This is a genomic window from Rahnella sp. PAMC25617, assembly GCF_050606005.1.
GTDB lineage: Bacteria > Pseudomonadota > Gammaproteobacteria > Enterobacterales > Enterobacteriaceae > Rahnella > Rahnella variigena.
On the sequence record NZ_JBOCUM010000001.1, the window covers coordinates 1 to 22937 of the forward strand.

Here is a 22937-nt window from a genome sequence, read left to right on the forward strand (position 1 = left end):
GCCGATGAACACGAATTTCGCATTCACCACGTGGTGTTTGTGGCTGTGTTTGAGATCGGTAATTGTCACGCGCCAGCTTTTATCCGGATTGCGCTGGATATCGCGCACTTCCTGACCGTTTGCCAGCGTGAAATTGGATTTTTTCTGCAATGCTTCGACCAGCTGGCGGGTGACTTCGCCGAAGTTCACGTCGGTGCCTGCGGTGGTGCGGGTTGCGGCGACTTTTTGCGCCGGATCACGGCCTTCCATGACTGCCGGGATCCACTGTCTGATTTGTTCCGGGTCTTCTGAATATTCCATCCCGCGGAACAGGGTGCTTTCCTGCAACGCAGCAAAACGTTTGCGCAGGAAATCGATATTCTCATCGCCCCAGACAAAGCTCATGTGCGGCACGCTGTTGATGAAAGAGCGCGGGTTATTCAGCACGCCTTTCTGCACCTGATACGCCATAAACTGACGGGAAACCTGGAAGGCTTCGTTGATCGCCACCGCTTTGGTGATATCGACAGAACCGTCGGGCATCAGCGGGGTATAGTTCATTTCTGCCAGTGCGGAATGGCCGGTACCGGCGTTATTCCAGCCGTTGGAGCTTTCCTGCGCCACGCCGTCCATGCGTTCAATCATATGGACTGACCAGTCCGGCTCGAGTTCCTGGAGGTAGGTCCCCAGGGTTGCACTCATAATTCCGCCGCCGACCAGCAATACATCAACGGATTTTTCGTCTTCTGCGGCCGCAGGCTCGCTGGCACCCAGTGAGTCACGGTTGAGAAGCATACCAAGTATCTTTCTCATGACGTCTGTTTCTCTAAATGTTCAGTTCTGTTCTTGGCGATTCGGTTAAGAATATTGTTATGGCTGTCGAACAAGAAATTAGCAAAAAAACACGCGGGATCGTTACTGAAACTTCATTTTTTAAAATACTGGCTACGAATATAACATTATCACTACATAATTTAAAAAAGGATTTAACGTTTCAAAAAAACAGGCAAACGGGATACCGGACAGCGCTTCAGGCCGCGTCACCGCTGGATTTGAAGGATTCTGCAAAGGGGTTTTGGAGGGTCTGGGGGCGGTCAAAGAACGAGCTATTCGTGCTAAATCGGGTTTTGAGGCAAAAATGAGATGTTAAAAAGGCGCAGTTGCCCGCGCCTTTACGATCACTTTTTACGGAATCAGATTACAACGCGACGTCTGCAACCTGCTTCTGCTCTTCACCCTTTTTAGGGGCTGAAGAATTGTCCGCTGCCGGTGCCGGTTCCGCCGCTTTTGGCTGCGGGTTGTCGAGCATCAGAACGCGGCTGGTGTCGCCCAGTTCTTTCTCAGTCGCGGCCACGTTGCCGTTCAGTTCAGTGCCGTAAGAAGGGATGATGTCCTTCAGTTTGGCCTGCCATTCTGGCGTCGCGACTTTGTCTTTAAACACTTTTTCCATCAGGTGCAGCATGATCGGTGCCGCAGTGGATGCGCCCGGAGAAGCGCCCAGCAGCGCGGTAATGCTGCCATCTTTAGAGCTGACCACTTCGGTGCCGAGACGCAGAACGCCGCCTTCTTTCTCATCTTTTTTGATGATCTGCACACGCTGGCCCGCTTCCCACAGACGCCAGTCTTCTTTCTTCGCATCCGGGAAGTATTCACGTAACGCATCGAAACGATCGTCGTCGGACAACATCACCTGGCTGACCAGATATTTCACCAGATCGAAGTTGTCGATACCTACGTGGGTCATCGGCATGATATTGGAGAAATTCACGCTGCCGAACAGATCCCACAGGGAACCGTTTTTCAGGAATTTGCTGGAGAAGGTCGCGAACGGCCCGAACAGCAGAACCTGTTTGCCATCCAGAATACGGGTGTCGAGGTGCGGTACGGACATCGGCGGTGAGCCGACAGACGCTTTACCGTACACTTTTGCCAGATGGCGTTTCACCACGTCCGGGTTCTCGGTCACCAGGAATTCGCCGCCGACCGGGAAGCCGCCGTAGTTATCTGCTTCCGGAATGCCGGATTTTTGCAGCAACGTCAGTGACGCGCCGCCTGCGCCGATAAACACGAATTTCGCTTTGATGACGCTTTCTTTGTCGCCGTTTTTCAGGTCGGCAACGGTCACGTTCCAGGTGTTATCCGGGTTACGTTTGATGTCGCGCACTTCATGACCGAGGCTCAGCGAGAAGTTAGGTTTCTTCTGCAATGAGGCCACCAGCTGACGGGTGATTTCACCGAAGTTCACGTCGGTACCGATCGGAATACGGGTCGCGGCCACTTTCTGCGCCGGGTCGCGCCCTTCCATCACCAGCGGGATCCACTGTTTGATTTGCGCCGGGTCTTCTGAATATTCCATGCCGCGGAACAGCGTGCTTTGCTGCAGCGCCGCAAAACGTTTACGCAGGAAATTGATGTTGTCGTCACCCCACACAAAACTCATGTGCGGCGTGCTGTTGATGAAGGAACGCGGATTGTGCAGTACGCCGTTCTCAACCTGATAGGTCCAGAACTGACGGGAAATCTGGAAGGATTCGTTGATTTCGACCGCTTTGGAGATATCGATACTGCCGTCGGCTTTTTCCGGCGTGTAGTTCATTTCCGCCAGCGCAGAGTGGCCGGTACCGGCGTTGTTCCAGCCGTTGGAGCTTTCCAGCGCCACGCCGTCGAGACGCTCAACCATGTCGATTGACCAGTCTGGTTCTAATTCCTGAAGGTATGTCCCCAGCGTCGCGCTCATAATGCCGCCGCCGATCAGTAACACATCAACGGGTTTTTCATCTTCTGCCAACGCTGACTGGCTGAAAGCAACCACGTTAAGGCAGAGGATCATGGCGAGTATCTTTCTCATGACGTCTGTTTCTCTGAATGTTTAGTTTTAGTTTTGCAGGTGAAAGCTATCCAGATTTCCCCTGGATAAACGAAATCAACAACCCGGTGCGGTGGGAAATAAGCGATTATTTCCACAGAGTATGAAAGGACAATAATGGGGAGTAACGAAAACCGCGGCGAAGAACGACAAATCAACCACACAAATGTTACCGAATACTCATATTATCGAGATTTCGTAAACAATTTAACATTGTCGTTACGTGCATTAAAAATAGTTTAATACTTTAAATAATTACATAAGTTAGTGACGTGACGAAATTACTCAGGCCAGATTCGCCTGTAAAGCCGCAGCATACGCGGCCAGAGCCGGTGCCGGACTGTGGCCAATCAGCATGAAGTTGTAACCGGCGTTGCGCCAGTAAACCACGTTCATTCCGCGACGGATTTCACTCTGCTGCGCCGTAGTGTCACGGTGTTCGCTGCGTGTAATACACAGCGCCATCGGGCCGTAGCGCAGATCCAGATAGGTGATTTGCGCGATGTCATAGTCGTCATAATGCAACATGCGGGCATCTTTCAGATCTGCCCCCTGCACCGCCAGCGCCGCCGGGCTCAGTGCGATACCTAAGGTATTTTGCACCCGCGCCAGCTGGATTTTTTGTTGCCCCGCAGAATCATACACATCCGCCAGCGTCTGCGCGGTATACAGCGACATGTAATCCGCCACGCGCGCACGCCAGTTATCATCCGATTCAAAAAGCGTCGAATAACGCCCTGCCAGCAGCCCGACGGCCAGAAAGCTTACCGACGCGGCGAGCAGTGCGCGACGACTAAAGCGGCGCGAACCGGCAGCCGGAACATCGGGAATGGCATCCAGCGCGGCTTGTAATTTACCGACCGGCGCTTGCTGCAACATCGCACCGAACGCGTCGTGGAAGGGTAAATTGCTGCGTGACATCTGTGCCAGCCGCTGCGCCAGCACGTCATCCTGCGCCAGTTGTGCTTCAAATTTTGCGCGCCGCGGTTCGCTTAACTGGTTATCGAGATAAGCGACCAGGGTTTCATCGGAATAAGGCGCAGACGGGACTTCACGGGTCATTTTTTCTCTCCCTGCTGCGGTTTTGTGGAGGCACCGGCATCTTTTGCCAGCGTCAGCCGTGCGGCCGCCAGACGGCTCATGATAGTGCCCGCGGGCACACTCAGTGTCATTGCCGCCTCCTGATAGGTAAAACCTTCGACGTACACCAGAAACACCGCGTTGCGCTGGGCTTCCGGCAGCCGGTTCACCCGTTGCATCACCTGCGTATGCCAGTGACGTTCTTCAAAAGACAGCGTGTCGGCGGGCGCCTCCGTTTCATCCACATCCGCAAATCCCTGCCCCTGACGAACGTGCTGCGCCCTGAGTTCGTTAACCCATATAGAGTGCAGAATAGAAAAGAGCCAGCGATCCACGCCGGTGCTGTCGGCGACCTGCGCGCAGCGTTCCAGCGCACGCACGCAGGTGGATTGCACCAGATCGTCTGCCACGTCATGCTTGCGCGATAACACCATCGCGTAGCGCCACAAACGTGACAGGCACTGGCTCAGTTCAGAACGTAAGTCTGCCGGTGAGATTTATCGTTTCTCCGTGATCAGGATTCCGGATGGCCGTCGATGGCGGCGCTCAGGTCGCGGTATTCTTCACAACCGGTGCCGCATAAGCCTTTGATGGTCGCCAGCTGGGCTTTTGCGAGATCAGGACGCCCTTTAATCATATAAGCCTCGCCGAGATATTCCCGAACTTTGGCGTAATTCGCGTCAATCGCAATCGACTTCTGATAATAGCTGATGCCTTCGTCGGTGCGACCCAGTTTACGGGTGGCGTAGCCGCGATAATTCCAGGCTTCTTTGGTGTTCTGATCTTTGAGCGTATCCAGCACGGTCAGCGCTTCCTGATAACGCCCGGTTTTCGCCAGATGATAGGCGTACTGCGTTTTATCCTGATCGGAAATCATGCTGCCTTTATCCACCATGCAGCTTTTGGTTTTGCTGTCATAGATTTGTCCTTTCGGGCAGTCCGGCGTTTTCTTCGCGTCGGAATCGTCGCCCATCGCATTCGCTGCCGCGCTGAAAAACAGCAGATTGCCAGCCAGACACACAACCGACAGCGCCTGTATTACCGTTTTTGTCTTCATGATGATGTCCTGTAGGGGATTAACGGATGATTTACGGGCGGCCTGCGCTGCCCGGTAACATGCGGCGCAGAATGCCGTCGCGGAGAACGTAATGGTGGAACAGAGCGGTCAGCGAGTGCAGCAAAATAGTCAGCCCGTCAGTGTTCGATATAAGGTAAACACCTGAGGACCGGTTTCTATTCGGTATAAGAGAAAATAATTCTCGTCCGATATGTTTTAAATGATAAAAACGGAGGAGAAAAGAGACGTCAGAACGCCCAAAGATAGCCTATATATAAATCAGGGACGCGCAAACAGCGTCCTGCGGCGCACAATTTCCCTTTGGGCCGGTCAAAAACCACGTTATTACGCGATAAAGTTTTGTTCTGAGTGGCCGATAATCCGTATTGGGCGCCTTACACGTCAACGGCTGCGCCATAATTTTGCATTTATTTCTTATGAGGTGCGGCAGGTGAGCGAAGTATCTAAAGAGTCGTTTGCGAAGCGGAACACGCTGGCAATCTTGTCCGTTCTGCGTGACTTAAAGAAGAACCAGACGCTGGTTATGGTCAGCCATTCCCGCGGGCAATTTATCAGCAAAATTCTGGACGTCGACGCTGACCACCACCAGTTTTTATTCGATCTCGGCAGCTCAGATTATGAAAATAGTCTGGCAATGGACGCCGATACGCTGAATTTTGTGGCAGAACCGGCAGGCGCAAAGGTCGAATTTTCATGCAGTAAAGTTCGTCAGGTGGCGTATGAAGGTTTGCCTACTTTCACCTGTGATATCCCACCCGTGTTGTATTCCATTCAGCGTCGTGAGTATTTCCGTGTGAATGTGCCGTGGCTGCCGGATTACCGTTGCAGCGGAAAACTGCCGGATACGACAGACTTTGCCTATCGCGTGAGGGATATTTCTCTCGGCGGGCTGGGGCTGGAGATTGACGGCATGACGCCGCCGGAAATCAGTTCAGGCGCAGTGCTGAAAGATTCCCTGATCGAACTGGCCGAGCTTGGGAAATTCAAAGTGGATTTGCAGTACATCGGCGCGATGGCGCGCAAATCGGTGAGCAATAAAGGTGAAACTGTCAGCAAACAGCGGCTGAGTTTTAAGTTTCCGAATTTATCGCCCGCGCAGGAACGCGACCTGCAACGGGCAATTTTCGAACTGGAAAAACAGCAACATATGAAAGCAAAGCGTTTCCAGCACGATTAGGTTTAGATAAACATACCGCCTGAAGCCTCGATGCGCTGGGCGGTCATCCAGCCTGCTTCATCACTCAGCATCATCGCCACCATCCCGCCAATATCATCCGGCAAACCGGCGCGTCCCAGTGCGGTATTGGCTGAGACAATTTTGTTCACATCAGGATTATCGCGCACCATACCGCCGCTGAAATCCGTTTCGATCGCGCCAGGTGCCAGCACGTTCGCGGTAATGCCACGGGCGCCCAGTTCTTTGGCCTGATAGCGAGTCAGCACTTCAATCGCACCTTTCATGATGGCGTAAGCCGAAGAGCCCGGCAGTGCGAAACGCGCCAGTCCGCTGGAAACATTCAGAATGCGTCCACCGTCTGCCATCAGCGGCAGCAGTTTCTGCGTCAGGAAAAATGGCCCTTTCAGGTGGACGTTCATCATCAGGTCAAACTGTTCTTCAGTGGTATCCGCAAAAGACTCATGCAAACCCACACCGGCATTGTTCACCAGAAAATCAAAAGTGTCGCGCTGCCAGACCTGTTGCAGCTGAGTTTTTACCTGCGCCACAAAAGCGTCAAAGCTGCCGGACGCGCCGGTATTCAGCTGTAGCGCCACCGCTTTTCCGCCCTGTGCTTCAACTGATTGCACCACCGCCTGCGCCGCATCCGCCTGGCTGTGGTAAGTCAGAATGATATCAACGTTGTTTTTTGCCAGCTTTTCAATGGCATTCTTGCCTAATCCACGGCTTCCGCCGGTCACAATAGCGATTTTACGGTTCATTTTGGGCCTCTTTGGATTTTTGTCACTGATACATCGGTTGAAACACAGCCTATTGGATTACCTGAGTGCGATAAATGGTTCATAATGAGTTTCACTGTCTCAATACCAACAACAATCGGGCATAATGTGGATAAAATTCAATCAATGCAGGTCTTCGTTCGCGTGGCGGAGCTGAGTAATTTTACCCGTGCAGCAGAAAGTCTCGGTTTGCCGAAAGGCAGTGTCTCGCGCCTCGTCCAGCAGCTGGAGACGCGCATGTCGGCACGCCTGCTGCACCGTTCCACGCGCCGCGTGCAGCTGACGCAGGACGGGCAGGTGTTTTATCAGCGCTGTAAAGAGCTGCTGGCAAACATGGAGGAGCTGGAGTCGATGTTTCAGTCGAATCCGGCCAGCGTCAGCGGGCGGTTGCGGGTTGATATGACCACCGGCATGGCGACCAGTCTGGTGCTGCCGCGCCTGGCTGAATTCCTCAACCGTTATCCTGCGCTGGAAATTGAGCTGAGCTGTACCGATCATCGTGTGGATGTGGTGCGCGAAGGGTTCGATTGCGTGATCCGCACCGGCACGCTGAAAGATTCCGGCCTGATTGCCCGCCCGCTCGGGCAGCTCAGCGTGGTGAACTGCGCCAGCCCCGGTTATCTGCGTCGTTATGGCACGCCTGATCACCCAGACCAGCTGGCGCAGCACGCGATGGTCCATTACGAACAAATTCTCGGCAGCCATACGTCCGCCTTTGAATATCTCGACGGTAAGCAGGTGAAAACCGTTAAAAGCGGCGGCGCAGTGACGGTCAACAGCACTGAAACTTACGTCTCTGCCTGTCTGGCCGGATTAGGCATTATTCAGGCGCCGTTGCTCGGCGTGCGTGACGCGCTGGCAAGCGGTCAGCTGGTGAGTATTTTGCCGCAGTTCCGTGCGCCGCCAATGCCGGTGACGCTGGTTTATCCGCACCGCCTGAACCTTTCCCGCCGCGTGAAAGTGTTTATGGACTGGCTGACCGACATTACTCAAACGTTCATTGCCTGACCGCTTAAACCGCCGCGACTTAGTCCCGGCGGCTCAGGCGTCTATACTTAAAGCCGGATGCACTTTTAAGGACAACATGGATCAATGCCCATCATTTCTAAACAAGAACCTGATACACAGGAAAAACCCGAGCCGCTGATTAATATCAAAACCGGTAATTCTACGGTGGATAAAAACATCGGCAGATTTTCACGACTGGTAGAACACGTTCAGTCATGGGGCTGGGTCGCCCACCTGCTGCGCGCTACCGAGCGCTTTAATGACCGTCTTGGCAGCCAGTTTGGCGCTGCTATTACCTATTTTTCGTTTCTGTCGCTGATCCCGATCCTGATGGTGTCCTTCGCCGCCGTCGGTTTTGTGCTGGCCTCAAATCCCGATTTGCTGGCGGAGCTGATCAATAAAATCGTCAACAGCATCAGCGACCCGAATCTGGCGAACACGCTGAAAAGCACGGTGAATACCGCCATCCAGCAGCGTACCGCCGTGGGGTTATCCGGTTTGCTGATTGCGCTCTATTCCGGTATCAGCTGGATGGGAAATCTGCGCGAGGCGATCCGCGCACAATCGCGCGATGTCTGGGAACGTAATCCGCAGGATCAGGAAAAGATTTACCGCCGCTACATCCGCGACTTTATTTCACTGACCGGGCTGGTGCTGGCGCTGATTATCACGCTGTCGCTGACGTCGATTGCCGGTGCCGCGCAAAAAACCATTGTCGATGCGCTGGGTCTTGGCGGCATTGACTGGCTGCGTCCGGTGATGACCAGCATCACGCTGGTGATTTCTATTGCCGCCAACTATTTGCTGTTCCTGTGGATTTTCTGGATGCTGCCACGCCACAAGCCACGTAAAAAGGCGCTGCTGCGCGGGACGTTGCTGGCGGCAGTGGGCTTTGAGGTGATCAAATTCGTGATGACCATGACGCTGCCGAAACTGGCGACGTCGCCTTCCGGCGCGGCGTTCGGGTCGGTGATCGGGCTGATGGCTTTCTTCTATTTCTTCGCCCGTCTGACGTTATTTGTGGCGGCGTGGATAGCGACTGCAAAATACAAAGATGATCCGAAAATGCCGGATCACCGTCAGAATGCAGGCAAAAATGAGAAAAATGCCACGGAAAACGACAGTGAATACACGCCGGACAATCTCATCGTGCCAGATGAAATGCATATATCAGCAATTAATTCTGATAATGAGATTAAAAAGCAGTGAATGATGCCAAATCAGGCATTACACTGCACTGAAAAGCAGAATAACTGACTGAGAGCCGTACTTTTATTTCGCGGTTTTGCAGTCAGTTACTCTGCCTTTTAACCATTCGCCAAACTTATGATTGGTGAAATCTCGCCCTGATAAAACATTCCCCCGATCCGGCTTTAAACGCCTTTTTTCAGCGCCTCCGCTGCGTTGAAATACCGCCCTGCTCTGCATAAGATGCCTTTTCGATATACATTTATTTACATTAGATCCCTCCCACTCATTACAAATAAGAAACACTTATGCAAGCCACTATCACTCCAGAATTAGAAGCTGACGCCAACCTGGTGAGTCAGAACTCCCGCGGCAAAGTTATCGTGGCATCGCTAATCGGTACGGCCATTGAATTCTTCGACTTTTATATCTACGCCACTGCCGCGGTAATTGTATTCCCGCATATTTTCTTCCCGCAGGGTGATCCGACAGCGGCCACACTTCAGTCGCTCGCCACCTTCGCCATCGCCTTTATTGCACGTCCGATTGGCTCGGCACTTTTCGGTCACTTCGGCGACCGCGTCGGGCGTAAAGTCACCCTTGTGGCATCTTTGCTGACCATGGGCGTGTCTACCGTGGTGATTGGCCTGCTGCCGACCTACGCGACGATTGGCGTCTTCGCACCGTTGCTGCTGGCGCTGGCGCGCTTTGGTCAGGGTCTGGGACTGGGCGGTGAATGGGGCGGCGCGGCGCTGCTGGCCACCGAGAATGCACCGGCGAAGAAACGTGCCCTCTACGGTTCTTTTCCGCAGCTCGGCGCGCCGATCGGCTTCTTCTTTGCCAACGGCATGTTCCTGCTGCTGTCGTGGCTGCTGACCGATGAACAGTTCATTTCCTGGGGCTGGCGTGTGCCATTCCTGCTGTCTGCGGTACTGGTGATTGTCGGTCTGTACGTGCGTGTTTCCCTGCACGAAACGCCGGTGTTCGCCAAAATCGCTAAAGCCGGTAAACAGGTGAAAGTGCCCATCGGTACGCTGTTCACCAAATACAAAAAAGCGACGCTGCTCGGCACGTTCATCATGGTCGCGACTTACACGCTGTTCTACATCATGACCGTATATTCACTGGGTTACGGCACGGCGGCAAAGCCAGTCGGACTGGGCATTCCGCGCAATGAATTTCTGCTGATGCTAATGATTGGCGTGATCGGTTTTGGCGTGATGGTGCCGGTCGCCGGTCAGCTGGCGGATAAGTTTGGCCGTCGCAAAACCATGATTTGCATTACGCTGCTGATGATCGTCTTCGCCCTGTGCTTCCCGACCATTCTGGGTGCCGGTTCACAGGCGCTGGTGATGGTATTCCTGCTGTGCGGCTTTATGGTGATGGGACTGACCTTCGGTCCGATGGGCGCACTGCTGCCGGAACTTTTCCCGACAGAAGTTCGTTATACCGGCGCATCCTTCTCCTATAATGTGTCTTCGATACTGGGCGCGTCCGTCGCGCCGTATATCGCCACCTGGCTGGCAACTCATTACGGGTTGTTCTACGTGGGCGTGTATCTGGCCTCGATGGCAACGCTGACACTGATCGCGCTGCTGTTGTCCAAAGAAACCGCCCATCAGTCACTGTAACTGACCCGACACCGTGCCCGGTATGCGCCCGGCACGGTGCCTTCAGCGAAGGTTCCTTATGCGCTTACGACGTTTTATCCTGCCTGTTCTGATCCTGCTTATCGTTATTGCTGCGGCCTTTTGGTATTTCTGGCCTCATACCTCCAATCCCAACGCCCTGTGGAACATCATCAGTAAGAAATGCCTGCCGAATCAGCAAAGCACAGGCAAACCTGAGCCCTGCACACAGGTCGATGAACCACAAGGATTTGTGGTGCTGAAAGATCTGAATGGCCCGCTGCAATATCTGCTGATGCCCACCGCGCGGATCACCGGTATGGAAAGCCCGGCTTTACTGGAACCGGCAACGCCGAACTTTTTCAGTCAGGCATGGAATGCGCGGCATTTTATGGCGGATAAATACGGTAAACCGATCGATGACAGCAATGTCTCGCTGGCGATTAACTCGCAATATGGCCGCTCGCAGAACCAGCTGCATATCCACATTTCCTGCCTTCTGCCGCAGGTGAAAACCACGCTGAGCAAAGATGGCGCGCAGATGGGATATAACTGGCAGGCGCTGCCGGATAAACTGCTCGGACATACCTATCTGGCACGTAAAGTGACACAGGCTGAGCTAAATGAAAAAGGCGCTTTCCGGCTTCTGGCCGAAGGCGTGCCGGAAGCGGATAAAAAGATGGGGCATTTCGGCATGGCAATGGTCAGCCTGCCGGGCGGCGATTTCCTGCTGCTCGCCAGCGAGCGTGACCTGCTGAAACTCAATAACGCCTCGACCGAGGAGATCCAGGACCACAAATGTGCGGTACTGGATCCGGTGCCTCAGTGATGCAGATTCAGCGAATTAGATAAACAATGCGGGAGAAATCCCGAAGCGGTCGGCAAGCTTTCCGATGTGCTCAACGGTCAGCTTGCGTTCCCCGCGCAGAATGCGGGAAACCAGAGATTTACTGCCGATTTCGTCAGCTAAATCACTTTGCTTCAAACCATATTGATCCATCAAGGTCATGAGAACGGCAATGCCGTCCGGTAATGCGTCCATGTCTGCCCGAAAATTAATGATTTCTGGCAGCGTGTTTTCGTAGGCGGTAATTCTGTTGCTGACAATATCCAGTAAAGGACTGGTCGGGTTATTCATCAGTAAGTACTCAACCAGTTCCAGCGCTTCCTGATAGTCCTGCTCGTTGGGATTTTCTCCCAGCAAAGGTACGGCGCTGACCAACGCCTCAGTCGCTTTAATGGCGTCCTTAATCATTTCTTTTTCCCCCGGTGCTGATCGGTAAACCGATCGTATTCGGCGTGGGTATAAATCCCTTTGACATAAAACTTTTGGCTTTCAAAGAAGATCAGCGCAATCACCCTGACCTCGTTTCTTGCGATGTTGATAACATAATGTTTATCAAGATATTTAAAATTATCCAGCGAAGGGTAGATCTTTCTCAGCGCTGCCGGTGTGGGGAAATTCCCTTTCTCAATCACCTTTCCGAGACTGAGCAATTCCGTTTTATATTGCGGAAATCGCACAGCCGCTTCGGCTAAGGCACGCATTGTAATCAGATGCATTATTCTTCCATAAGTTGACAACCTGGCAACATCGTAACACTCCGCCGCCAGGTTGCCAATATGGCAACTTGAAAACGATTACTTCTCTTTCATCTGCTGCAATATCGGGCCGCACTGATTTTCTTCATTATCGCTTGGAGAAATCAGGGCGAGTAATGCCGCGGCGGGAGCCACCACTGCACCGAGCGCGACGGCGGCGGCACCACGGGCAATCAGCGGACCCGGTTTCACGCCGGCATCCGGATTTTTGTAGGTACCGCGAACATACAACGGTGAACGTAAGGTCAGGATACGCACGCCCTTACTTTCCGGGTTGATCGACAAGTCCAGACGCTCGGTCGCCATATTGGTGTTACCGGTGATGTTGATGACCGCGTTCTCGGTATCAAACACAAACAGCCGTGGCGTCACCAGCCCGTTCTTCACGTTGACGTTGGCGGCCGCACAGTTGATGGCCACTTCGTCATCGCCAAACAGTTTGCTGACCACGTAGTTACCGACATTCAGCCCAGCCAGTTCCATCAGACCCCGGCTGATCACGCCGTCGTTGATGAGGATTTTCATGTCACCGTTGCTGGTGCCCAGAAGCGCCGCGACCGAATTGCCGGTACCGGTCAGCGTGGCATCACCGTTCAGGTCACCCAGGCTGCGCTCCATCGACTGCACGCTTGGCAGCAGCTGTTTCAGTTTCAGCTTACGGGCATGAATATCTGCACGCGCCTGCATTGGCGATTTGTCCCCTTCAAGCCGGATAGTGGAATTCAGGTTCCCGCCCGCGACGCCGAAGCGCAGCGGATCCAGCAGGATTTCACCGTCCGTCAGTTTCAGATGCGTGCTCAAATCACTCAGCGGCAGAGATTTGCCATGCTCGATGCGTTTGGCGCTGAACTTCACATCGGCATCCATGACGCGCCAGCTCTTGGTATCAAATTTCTCCACCGGCAGCACTTTATCGGCAGGCTGGCGGGTGGTTTCCCCACGTTTGGCTTTATCTTTGTTGGAATCCGCACCAATCAGCGGCGCCAGATCGGCAAAGCGCAGTTGTTTGGACACTACATCGCCGGTCAGTTTTGGCCGTGGTTTGCTGGCCTGATAGGTCAGGGAACCGTGAATGTCGCTGTCGCCAATTTCACCATTAAAGTTCTGATAACGGTAAATCGCGCCATTTTTGCCATGCAACGTCGCCGATAAATGTCCGTCAGTGGAATAAGGTGGCGTTTGCGGCAACAACACGCCGGTCAGACCGTACAAATCAGACAGCGTCTGGCCGGAGAATTTCAGGCGTAAATCCAGGCCACCGAGGTTCATCGCATCCTGCAAGGTTCCGGCCACCGCTACCCGCGTGTTGCCTGAACGTACATCGGCCTGTAACGGGAACAGCGCATCGGGGTCTTTCAGCGCCAGCATGCCGCCGATTTTACCGCTACCAGAGAGCGATTCGCCGTTGTATTTACCGTCAACTTTCCAGCCGAAAACGTACGGCGGAGTTTTAGATGTCGACGCGTCTTTTTTATCGCCGACCACTTCGGTAAACGGCAGCGGTTTGCCCAGCGGATCAATAATGGCGCGGAAATCGGCTTTCATTTTCGCGTCTTTGTAATCGATTTGTCCGCGGTCAAACACGATGTCATTGAGGGTAAATGACCAGGCGGAAGGCGGCTGAGCCGGGTCTTTGGTGTCGCTGTTGGCAAGATTAAACGTCCAGTTATTTTTGCCATTATCGAGACGTACCAGCGACGCATCCGGCTGTTTCAGCCAGATACGCGGAATAAGGACTTCTTTATGCAGCAGCGCGAGTGGCGCAATACTGGCGTCCACGCGGGCGAGTTTCACCATCTGCGCGTCTTTTTCGCCAGTTTGCACATCAGAAGGGTTACCGAGCACGATATCTTCAGCATGAATATGCGGCCACGGAACCCACGCACGCCAGCCCGCCTCATCTTTCTGCCGCGACCAGTCCACCCCTAAATTGCCGCGAATGGCAAAAGTACGGTTCAGTTCAGCGCTGACCTTTTGATTAATGGTAGGTTTGAGGCGGTTCCAGTCGAAGGTCGCGATGAAAATCACGACAGCGATCAACAGAATCACAATGATGCCCACAACCCAGGAGATCACTTTACCTGTGCGCGTCATAAAGCTGTTCCTTTCAGACAGTTAACGAATCCCAGTGTTTAACCATAGTTGAATTTGTCGCAATTTGCCGGAACCGGCGTGTGAAAAAGAAGAAAAACGAGGCAGGAGATGTGACTGTAAAAGCATTTAAATCAACAGAATAACAATGAATCACACCACCTCTACGCACCGGGCAATTTGAGACTTCGCCTCAGCGGGTAAGGTGTGATCCATTATCCTTTGAAATGTATTGGCAGGTTATCAAGATTGTCGAACGTCGCAGGACGCGCCAGATAATAGCCCTGAGCGGCAAGCGCATCCGAATTACACACCATCGCCCATTCCGAGGCTGTTTCTACCCCTTCAATGATCACGCCTTTGCTGTAGCGGTTCATCAGCGTCACCAGCGTATAAAAAAGGCGTGAGCCTTCTTCGCTCTGCCCCAAAAGAATAAACAAATCGCGGGCGATTTTGATGTATTCGTAATGCCAGGTGGTGAAAGAAGAAAAGTTTGCGATCCCCTGACCAAAATCGTCGAGCCATAAACGGTCAGATTGCTCGATTTGCGACAACGGAATACTCAGTGCATGTTCAGCGCTTTCGACCAGTTCAAAACGTACGTAAGGCATTGCGCTGATTTGCGCGCGCAGCGCGGTGTCAGATTGCAGCATTTCCAGCACCTGACCATCGACGTTGATAGAAGCCAGTAATTCATGGTCGATGAACAAACTTTGCCAGCGCTGTAACAGGTCGAGTTGCTCCTGCACGATTTGCAGGCGCTTGCCCACGGCTATCGCAACAAAATATTCTTCAGGTGAAATGAATTTGTGCGGATCCGCCGGGTGGAAAACCCCGGTCAGTAATTCAATCCCCAACAGCTTTCCTGTCGTGCGATAAATAGGCTGAAAACGGTACACTCTCTGACACTGACGCCAGTAAGACTGTGCTTTTACGCGTTCAATCGCGGTAAAAGAAGGCGTAATCAGCCCTAACATCATCTTAGTTATCATATTTTTCTGCCGTCATGAATAAGAATCAGATCATCAGGGGACATGCGGCAACATGTGTTGCGTGACGACAATGGCGTCCATGTGAACAGACCGGACTTCAGCGAAGCGCGTCGTTTCATGGCGGCAAAGTAGCCCGGTTTCCTGGCTTTCATTAGTAGAGTTATCTATCGGCGTAGCGCGGGGAAACTTTAATCACTCCGCATTTCTCTGCATGATTTGCGCATAAAAAACCCGAAAACCGGGCTGGAAGTTCCTTACAGCAGGCTCTGCATTGGGATGAATGAAATATTTCGTTTTTTCGCCTGCCGCATAAAAAAATAAAACCTCGTTTTAATTTATTTGACTGACCGCATTCTTATGAAGAGACTAGAGCGCAATAATGACGATCTTTTCTTTCCTTTCGTTTTAATGCTTCAGACATAGGCCAGGTACAATGACCCGCAAAAACATTGCCGTAATCGGCGAATGCATGATCGAATTATCTCAGAAAGGCGATGCCCTCCACCGGGGTTTTGGTGGTGACACGCTGAACACGTCTGTTTATATTTCCCGTCAGGTTTCCCCTGAAGCGCTGAACGTCCATTACGTTACCGCGCTCGGCACCGACAGTTTCAGCAATGAGATGTTGCAGGCGTGGCAGCAGGAAGGCGTGAACACAGATCTGACTCAGCGTCTGGAAAACAAACTGCCTGGCCTGTATGTGATTGAAACCGACGACACCGGCGAGCGCACCTTTTACTACTGGCGCAATGATGCCGCCGCGCGCTACTGGCTCGACAGCCCGCAATCCGAAGAGATTTGTCAGAAGCTGGCAGAATTCGATTATCTGTACCTGAGCGGCATCAGTCTGGCGATCCTTAACGATGAAAGCCGTGACCGTCTGATGACCCTGCTGAAAGCCTGCCGTTCACGCGGTGGCAAAGTCATTTTCGACAACAACTATCGTCCGCGCCTGTGGGCCAGCAAAGAACAGACGCAGGCCGCGTATAACGCAATGCTTTCCTGCACAGACATCGCTTTCCTGACGCTCGACGATGAAGACATGTTGTGGGGTCAGAAGCCGTATGAGGAAGTGATCGCACGCACCCACGCGCTGGGCGTCAGCGAAGTGGTGGTGAAACGCGGAGCCGACAGCTGCATCGTGTCCAGCGCCGAAGGCGAGCAGCACGATGTGCCTGCGGTGAAATTGCCGAAAGAGAAAGTGATCGATACAACCGCCGCAGGGGATTCCTTCAGCGCCGGGTATTTAGCAGTAAGGCTCACCGGCGGAAGTGCGGTGGAAGCGGCAGTGCGCGGGCATGAGACAGCGAGCACCGTGATTCAGCATCGCGGGGCGATCATCCCGATGGAGTTTATGCCGGAGCGGGTATAACGGTTTTTCACTTTCAGTGAAGGCTGGGTCGTAAGACGGTGAAAGTTTCGGTTTCCTAAGTGCTGCGCTCACTTAACTCACCGCGCCGAAACCGCCCAAAAGGGGCCATGATGGGCCCCTCTTGGATCTCCCACGTCTTTTTACTGCGCGCTACCGCAGGCAAGACGGACATGTTCTGTCACTTAAGTGAGTGGCGCAAAATGTCATCGCTGCGCGATTCCCGAATTTCAGGTGTCGAGCCATAGGTCTCGAACCGTTCATTCGGTGCCATTTTTGAGCACGCCAATCCACTTTTCTAAAAGATAAACATCAGTTTGATGTTGAATTTAAGATCGTGCGGGCGATTCAGAAATCTTGCTGAACGGAGCGGCTTCGAGACCTATGGCTCGAAGACCGAGAGAAGGAACCGCAAAGCGGCAAGATTTCCAGCCTGTCATTGCGGTTGCTGAAACATAGCCAGCGAGCGGTAGCGCTGGTTGTAAAAGCGGGGAGAGATCCAAGAGAGGGAAAGCACTTCCCTCTCTTGGGCGGTTTCGGCGCAGCGAGTTAAGTCATCACGACAATTAAGAAACCGAAACTTTCTCCCTTCTAAAACGGGGATAAATAAGGGGAAGCCCCTTATTGCGCACTCGTCGCCGCCGATGCCGCAGGTGCATCCGCTGCCGGAGCGCTCTCCACCGGTGCCATCACTTTGTCATACACCGCCCGCAGTTCACCTGCGTTCAGTTCAGACTCGCCTTTCGGTTGTGCAATCAGCATCGCGGGTTCGCGGGAAAGCTGCTGTTTCAGCTCCTGATTCAGCACCGGCAACGTCAGCGTGGTAAGGAACTGCTGACGCAATTGTTGGTACTGTTCCGGTGCGATATCCACGACGCCGTTCTGCTGGGAACGCAAACGCTGGCTCATCAGCACATCGGTGTCGGTACGGGCGTAGGTGGCGAAAAGCTTGCTCAGCTGATCGTTCTTTTGCGCAATCAGCGCATCAAATTCAGACTGCGAAATGCCTTTATCACGCACCACCAGCAACTCTTCGGACAAACGCTTAAACAGCTCGGCAAGCTTCGCCTGTGGGGCGTCGATACGGATAGCACACTGGGCGCGCTGATACTGCACATTGCAGTCAAAGCCCAGTGACGGGCCCGGTGTGGTGGCATCTTTCTTATTTTCGAAAGCAGTTTTCAGGGCTTCCTGCAAATGCCAGAACAGCGCCTCACGGGCTAAATCACTGCGCCAGTACGCGGAAAGCGCCTGTGAATCCTGAATCGGCTGCCAGGCGTTGTCCCACATTAGTGAGAGACGATCCTGAGTCAGATTTTCATCCATCACGCTCATCGATTTGGTCGTGACTTCAGAGAGCGTCGGCAAGGTTTGTGGGGTCTGACGGCTGCCTTTCAGAACAGAGAAAGTCCGGTTGATTTGTTCGCTAAGACCACGACTATCCACATTCCCAACCACAAACAGCGTCATCGCATCAGGGGTATACCACTGATGATAAAACTTGCTTAAGGCTTCGATATTGATAGGTTTTGTCGGCAACTGATCGGGACTGTGCCCGACCAGGGTCGAACCGGCCATACGCGCACGCCACCAGGCATCCTGCGTATTTTGCGGTAAAGAGCCCACCGGATCCTGAGATTCCTGACGCGCGGCACTCACCAGCTCAGGCGTCACGGAGATTTTACCGGCGGTATTCGCCAGCCAGTTCAGCGCATCCTTCATCAGATCAGGACGGTTATTTGGCAGGCTCAGGTTATACATGGTGAAGTCATAAGAACTGACAGCCGGCGGCATCGGGCGCTGCGGATTGATACCTTGCTGCCATAAAGATTGTAACTGAGACGTGCTGAATCCTTCGCTGTGCATCAGTGCCAGACGCGGAAGGAAATGGGCATAGCCTGATTGCTGGGCAGATTCTGCCAGCGAGCCGGTGCGAACCACCAGGCGTAATTCGATACGATCGCTCGGGCGTTGCGGCGTCGTCAGCAACTGCCAGGTAAATCCATTGTCCAGCTTCCCCTGCTGCCAGGCAGGATCAGGTTGTAATGCTTCAGCTTGCACATGACTTGCGGCTGCTGCCAGCAACAATCCACCAATGAGTAAACGGATTTTGGTGCCCTGCATGTGAACCCCTACGTAATGACAATCTAATTTTAAATTTGCTGTCCTGCCGGTGTCAGTTGACTCGCCCACAGGAACTGAATGCGTAAGTTTAAGGACGAAAAATACAATCCTTCGTTAGACCGCGCTTTTCCTGCAAAGTCGCGCAGCCGTCAAAAATATTCTGGGAATAATAGCCGGAGGTGGCGTTCTGGGGACATATTATGAAGATAATCCACCGGTTACATCAAGCAACCGGTGGATATTAGGGGATATGAGGCTAAATAAATGCGTTTTTAGAAACGTTTAACGCTATTTTCATCCATCATCAGGCCATTATTTAGAAACCTGAAGCGGACTTCTCGGCCTCTGTCAGGCCTTTCTGGCCATTCAACGTCGCTTTCAGCTGCCCTTCATCGAGCTGATCACACCATTTTGCCACCACGATAGTCGCCACGCCGTTACCCACCAGATTGGTAAGCGCACGCGCTTCAGACATAAAGCGGTCAATGCCCAGAATCAGCGCCAGCCCTGCCACCGGTAAGTGCCCTACCGCCGACAATGTTGCCGCCAGTACGATGAAGCCACTGCCGGTCACGCCCGCCGCGCCTTTTGAAGACAACAGCAGTACCACAATCAGGGTGATCTGATGCCAGATATCCATATGGGTATTGGTGGCCTGAGCGATAAAGACCGCCGCCATGGTCAGATAAATCGAGGTGCCGTCCAGATTGAAGGAATAACCCGTCGGGATAACCAGGCCGACCACGGATTTTTTGCAGCCCAGACGCTCCATTTTATCCAGCATACGCGGAAGTGCGGATTCAGAGGACGAGGTGCCGAGAACGATCAGCAATTCTTCTTTAATGTAATTCACAAATTTGAAGATGCTGAAACCGGTGAAGCGCGCGATAAGCCCGAGCACCACCACCACGAACAGAATACAGGTCAGGTAGAAGCACAGGATCAGCTGACCGAGCTGGACCAGAGAACCGACGCCGTATTTACCGATAGTGAACGCCATCGCCCCGAAAGCACCCAAAGGTGCCAGGCGCATGATCATGTTGATGATGCCGAAAATGACCCCTGAGAAGCTTTCAATCACATTGAAAATCAGCTGACCTTTGTGACCCATGCGATGCAGCGCAAATCCAAACAGCACCGCAAACAGCAGCACCTGCAGGATGTTACCGCTGGCGAACGCACCAATCACGCTTGATGGGATCACATCGAGCAGGAAAGGAATGATGCCCTGACTTTGTGCTTGCTCGGCGTAAACCGCGACGGCTTTGGCGTCCAGCGCTGCAGGATCGACGTTCATCCCGGCACCCGGTTGCACGATGTTGACGATCACCAGCCCGATAATCAGTGCCAGAGTACTCACGATTTCAAAATAGAGCAGCGCGATGGCGCCGGTGCGCCCCACCGCTTTCATGCTTTCCATGCCTGCGATGCCGGTGACGACGGTACAGAAGATAACAGGTGCGATGATCATCTTGATTAACTTAACAAAACCATCACCTAACGGTTTCATTTGCGCGCCGATGTCCGGATAGAAATGCCCCAGCAGTACGCCCACAGTAATTGCTAAAAGAACCTGAAAATACAGACTCTTGAAGAGTGATTTTTTCATGAATACCCATCCTGAAGTGAGTGCATCGCCCTTGGTTTTTTAAGGTCAAAGATAATGAGGCGAGTGCATTGGAGTAACATCTACACAACATGATGGAAATATTTCGTTTCTCTGCGCAATGACGACTCATGAAAAACCAGAGCGGAAACCATTCAGCTCAGATTTAAGTAAGTAAAGAAATCAAAGAGAGTCAGAAAAAGTGCCGGCAGGAAGGGGTTTCCTGCCATTCAGAGCGTTCAGGCAGGCTGGCAGAATTTGCGCTCAAATTCTTTTTTGGAAAGCGGCGGGGAGAATAAATACCCCTGCCCGAGGTGAATATTTTTGTTCAGCAGCCACAAACGCTGCTCCTCGGTTTCGACCCCTTCAGCGACCAGCTGGATATTCATTGCACGTGCAATGGACGCCACAATGTTCACCATCACTTCGTCCCCGGGCAACACGCTGACAAAGCTGCGGTCGATTTTGATGACATCAATCGGCAGCGAACGCAGGCGGTTGAGATATTCAAGACCTGAATAGCCCAGGCCAAAATCATCCAGTTCAATCGATACGCCTGCTGCGCGTAATTCACTCAGCAGCAACAGCGCGCGATCTAAATCTTCAATCCGCGCCGTTTCTGTAATTTCCAGAACCAGTTGTCCCGGATTGATTTTGTAACGGCTCAGCAGGCTGCGCAGTTCCGGCAGGAAATTACGCTGCTGCACCTGCACGCCGGAAAGGTTGACCGACAAGGGCAATGTAATGCCGCGCTGCTGCCAGTCCGCCAGGATCTGGCAACCCAGTTCGAGAATCTTGTAACCCAACAGGCTCATCACACCAATTTCTTCGGCCAGCACGATGAAATCACTTTCCAGCCCGTAACTGCCGTCGGGCATTTTACGCCGCAGCAAGGCTTCCGCGCCGACCACTGCGCCGGTTTTCATATTCATCTGCGGCTGGATAAACAGCGTGAAATCGCTTTGCTCCATGGCGTGCAGAATATCGTTTTCCTGCAATAAACGTTTCTGAATCTTCTCGGTCAGCTCAGGCTCAAAGAACAGGATCTGATTCTTACCTTGCTGATAAGCGGACAGTCTGGCGGCACGCGCGTTAGACATCATCTGCTGCGCCGTCACCGGGAATTCGCCTGTGTGCTGGACGATACCGATACTGCCCGTCGGATGCAGCGACATATTGCCGGCATCACTTTCCTGTGGCGCATTGATGCGCTCCATGATTTGTCGTGCCAGACGCATCGCCATAAAGGGACGCGCAATGTCTCCCGCCAGCAGGGCAAATTCGTTGTAACTCAGACGCGCCATCAGACAGTTTTCCGGCAGCACATCCATAATGGAAGATATCAGCGGGCAATCGACATGGCCGTCATCACGCAGACTTTCGATACCGATCAGCAGCAGGTGGAAACCTTTCTCAGGCTCCGCTGAACTGAGCCGCTGTTGCAGGCGCAGAATGAATTGTTCTTCATTATTCAGGCTGCTTCCGGAACACAGCGACACGTCATCACTCTTTTGCGGTAACTTTTCTCGTTGTTGCTGATTGCGGTTGTAGCTGCGCACCAGCATGCCGATTTCGTCGTCTTCATGACGTTGCGGCAGCGTCAGCTGATGATAAGGCACTTCGCTTTCCGGCAGGGATTCCAGCTCACGGGCAATCGTGCGTAGCGGTTTAACGATCAGGCGGTTGACAATCCAGCTCACGGAAATCGTCAGGATCAGTGCCAGCAGCAGATAAGTGGTCAGCATGGTCGACAGCGCACTGATAATGAACTGATACATACGGTAGGAATCAGCCTGAAGCACCAGAAATGCCAGCGGCTTGGGCGATTTTGGGCTGGCAGCAGCAGAATAGAGAGGAACTGAAATGGTCACCGGTAAATTAAAACCGCGGATAACCCATTGCGGCACCGGGCGGCCAGGCGGGAAATGCGTATGCAGCGCCGCAATTTGGTTGGGCATCACCACATCGGCACGGCTCAGAATACCCACCGGTTGCAGCGTGTTAAGGATGTCCTGCGTTTCTGACAGATCGACATCAAGTACGGCCTGCGACAGGGGCTCACGGACAGAATGCGCAATATTTTCAAGTTGCTGGGCGTAATCATCCCTCCGCTGCTGTACAAAGTGAAACAGCTGGATGACGATAAAGATACAGATAGTGAATGCAGCAATGCCTGAAACCGCCGCCATCTGTTTGATCGTTAATGAACGCCTGACCCGCAACTTTATTCTCCATTAACCGCAGACACGTTTTGACCCGCTCACCTTAACAGGAACGGTACTTCTGCGCAGTATACCTTATAACGCGTTTTTAAGAGGTCTGAGTCAATATTTTGGCTATAAAAAACAACATGTTTGCCAAAATACTTCT

At 52.9% G+C, this 22937-nt stretch carries 19 protein-coding genes; 6 read left to right on the top strand and 13 right to left on the bottom strand.

Annotation, left to right across the window (positions count from 1 at the left end; genetic code table 11):
* The 5 genes from ACM615_RS00005 to ACM615_RS00025 form a co-directional block, all read right to left on the bottom strand.
* Positions 1–792: malate:quinone oxidoreductase (locus ACM615_RS00005; protein WP_431011236.1), on the bottom strand; the 792-nt coding region annotated here is incomplete at its 3' end.
* A 385-nt stretch (positions 793–1177) separates the two neighbouring features.
* The gene (locus ACM615_RS00010) at positions 1178–2827 is read right to left on the bottom strand and encodes a malate:quinone oxidoreductase (protein ID WP_120163510.1); all 1650 of its coding nucleotides are present in this window, start codon (positions 2825–2827) and stop codon (positions 1178–1180) included.
* A gap of 303 nt (positions 2828–3130) precedes the next feature.
* Entirely contained in the window at positions 3131–3907 is a 777-nt protein-coding gene (locus ACM615_RS00015) for an anti-sigma factor family protein (RefSeq protein ID WP_431011237.1), read from the bottom strand.
* Positions 3904–4359, bottom strand: coding sequence for a sigma-70 family RNA polymerase sigma factor (locus ACM615_RS00020; RefSeq protein ID WP_431011238.1), 456 nt, complete (start codon positions 4357–4359; stop codon positions 3904–3906). The genes ACM615_RS00015 and ACM615_RS00020 overlap by 4 nt, the downstream gene beginning before the upstream one ends.
* An 80-nt stretch (positions 4360–4439) precedes the next feature.
* Positions 4440–4982 carry a tetratricopeptide repeat protein gene (locus ACM615_RS00025; protein WP_132966499.1) on the bottom strand — a complete coding sequence of 181 codons (543 nt, stop codon included), beginning with the start codon at positions 4980–4982 and terminating at the stop codon, positions 4440–4442.
* A 451-nt stretch (positions 4983–5433) separates the two neighbouring features.
* On the opposite strand from ACM615_RS00025, the gene ACM615_RS00030 reads away from it, so the two are divergent.
* A complete protein-coding gene (locus tag ACM615_RS00030) occupies positions 5434–6180 on the top strand; it encodes a flagellar brake protein (protein WP_113876912.1) in 747 nt (248 codons plus the stop codon).
* Positions 6181–6182: 2 nt separating this feature from the next.
* On the opposite strand, the gene ACM615_RS00035 is transcribed toward ACM615_RS00030, so the two are convergent.
* Positions 6183–6941, bottom strand: a complete 759-nt coding sequence (locus tag ACM615_RS00035) for an SDR family NAD(P)-dependent oxidoreductase (protein ID WP_431011239.1) — start codon at positions 6939–6941, stop codon at positions 6183–6185.
* 126 nt (positions 6942–7067) lie between these two features.
* Between ACM615_RS00035 and ACM615_RS00040 the strand changes: the two genes are divergently transcribed.
* The 4 genes from ACM615_RS00040 to ACM615_RS00055 all read left to right on the top strand — a co-directional run bounded on the left by ACM615_RS00040 (position 7068) and on the right by ACM615_RS00055 (position 11612).
* Positions 7068–7967, top strand: coding sequence for a LysR family transcriptional regulator (locus ACM615_RS00040; protein WP_181955534.1), 900 nt, complete (start codon positions 7068–7070; stop codon positions 7965–7967).
* A gap of 84 nt (positions 7968–8051) precedes the next feature.
* Positions 8052–9176 (top strand): inner membrane protein YhjD, encoded by a 1125-nt coding sequence (gene yhjD / locus ACM615_RS00045; RefSeq protein ID WP_112288020.1) that lies wholly within the window; start codon positions 8052–8054, stop codon positions 9174–9176.
* A gap of 287 nt (positions 9177–9463) precedes the next feature.
* The gene (locus ACM615_RS00050; protein WP_112288019.1) at positions 9464–10786 is read left to right on the top strand and encodes an MFS transporter; all 1323 of its coding nucleotides are present in this window, start codon (positions 9464–9466) and stop codon (positions 10784–10786) included.
* A 58-nt stretch (positions 10787–10844) separates the two neighbouring features.
* Positions 10845–11612, top strand: a complete 768-nt coding sequence (locus tag ACM615_RS00055) for a CDP-diacylglycerol diphosphatase (protein ID WP_431011240.1) — start codon at positions 10845–10847, stop codon at positions 11610–11612.
* A 15-nt stretch (positions 11613–11627) separates the two neighbouring features.
* Here the strand turns inward: ACM615_RS00055 and ACM615_RS00060 are convergent, their stop codons facing one another.
* The 4 genes from ACM615_RS00060 to pdeH all read right to left on the bottom strand — a co-directional run bounded on the left by ACM615_RS00060 (position 11628) and on the right by pdeH (position 15468).
* Entirely contained in the window at positions 11628–12038 is a 411-nt protein-coding gene (locus ACM615_RS00060) for a helix-turn-helix domain-containing protein (RefSeq protein WP_112288017.1), read from the bottom strand.
* Positions 12035–12346, bottom strand: a complete 312-nt coding sequence (locus ACM615_RS00065) for a type II toxin-antitoxin system HigB family toxin (protein ID WP_431011241.1) — start codon at positions 12344–12346, stop codon at positions 12035–12037. The genes ACM615_RS00060 and ACM615_RS00065 overlap by 4 nt, the downstream gene beginning before the upstream one ends.
* A 78-nt stretch (positions 12347–12424) precedes the next feature.
* Positions 12425–14479, bottom strand: a complete 2055-nt coding sequence (locus ACM615_RS00070; protein WP_132966503.1) for an AsmA family protein — start codon at positions 14477–14479, stop codon at positions 12425–12427.
* A 212-nt stretch (positions 14480–14691) separates the two neighbouring features.
* Positions 14692–15468 (bottom strand): cyclic-guanylate-specific phosphodiesterase, encoded by a 777-nt coding sequence (pdeH, locus tag ACM615_RS00075; RefSeq protein ID WP_113876905.1) that lies wholly within the window; start codon positions 15466–15468, stop codon positions 14692–14694.
* A gap of 433 nt (positions 15469–15901) precedes the next feature.
* Between pdeH and ACM615_RS00080 the strand changes: the two genes are divergently transcribed.
* A complete protein-coding gene (locus ACM615_RS00080; protein WP_132966505.1) occupies positions 15902–16840 on the top strand; it encodes a sugar kinase in 939 nt (312 codons plus the stop codon).
* A 618-nt stretch (positions 16841–17458) separates the two neighbouring features.
* Here the strand turns inward: ACM615_RS00080 and ACM615_RS00085 are convergent.
* The 3 genes from ACM615_RS00085 to hmsP all read right to left on the bottom strand — a co-directional run bounded on the left by ACM615_RS00085 (position 17459) and on the right by hmsP (position 22789).
* Positions 17459–18961: a M16 family metallopeptidase gene (locus tag ACM615_RS00085; RefSeq protein ID WP_431011242.1), complete on the bottom strand. Its 1503-nt coding sequence runs from the start codon at positions 18959–18961 to the stop codon at positions 17459–17461.
* A gap of 316 nt (positions 18962–19277) precedes the next feature.
* Positions 19278–20570, bottom strand: coding sequence for a dicarboxylate/amino acid:cation symporter (locus ACM615_RS00090; protein ID WP_112291844.1), 1293 nt, complete (start codon positions 20568–20570; stop codon positions 19278–19280).
* 236 nt (positions 20571–20806) lie between these two features.
* Entirely contained in the window at positions 20807–22789 is a 1983-nt protein-coding gene (gene hmsP / locus ACM615_RS00095; protein ID WP_431011243.1) for a biofilm formation regulator HmsP, read from the bottom strand.
* Positions 22790–22937: the final 148 nt, after the last annotated feature.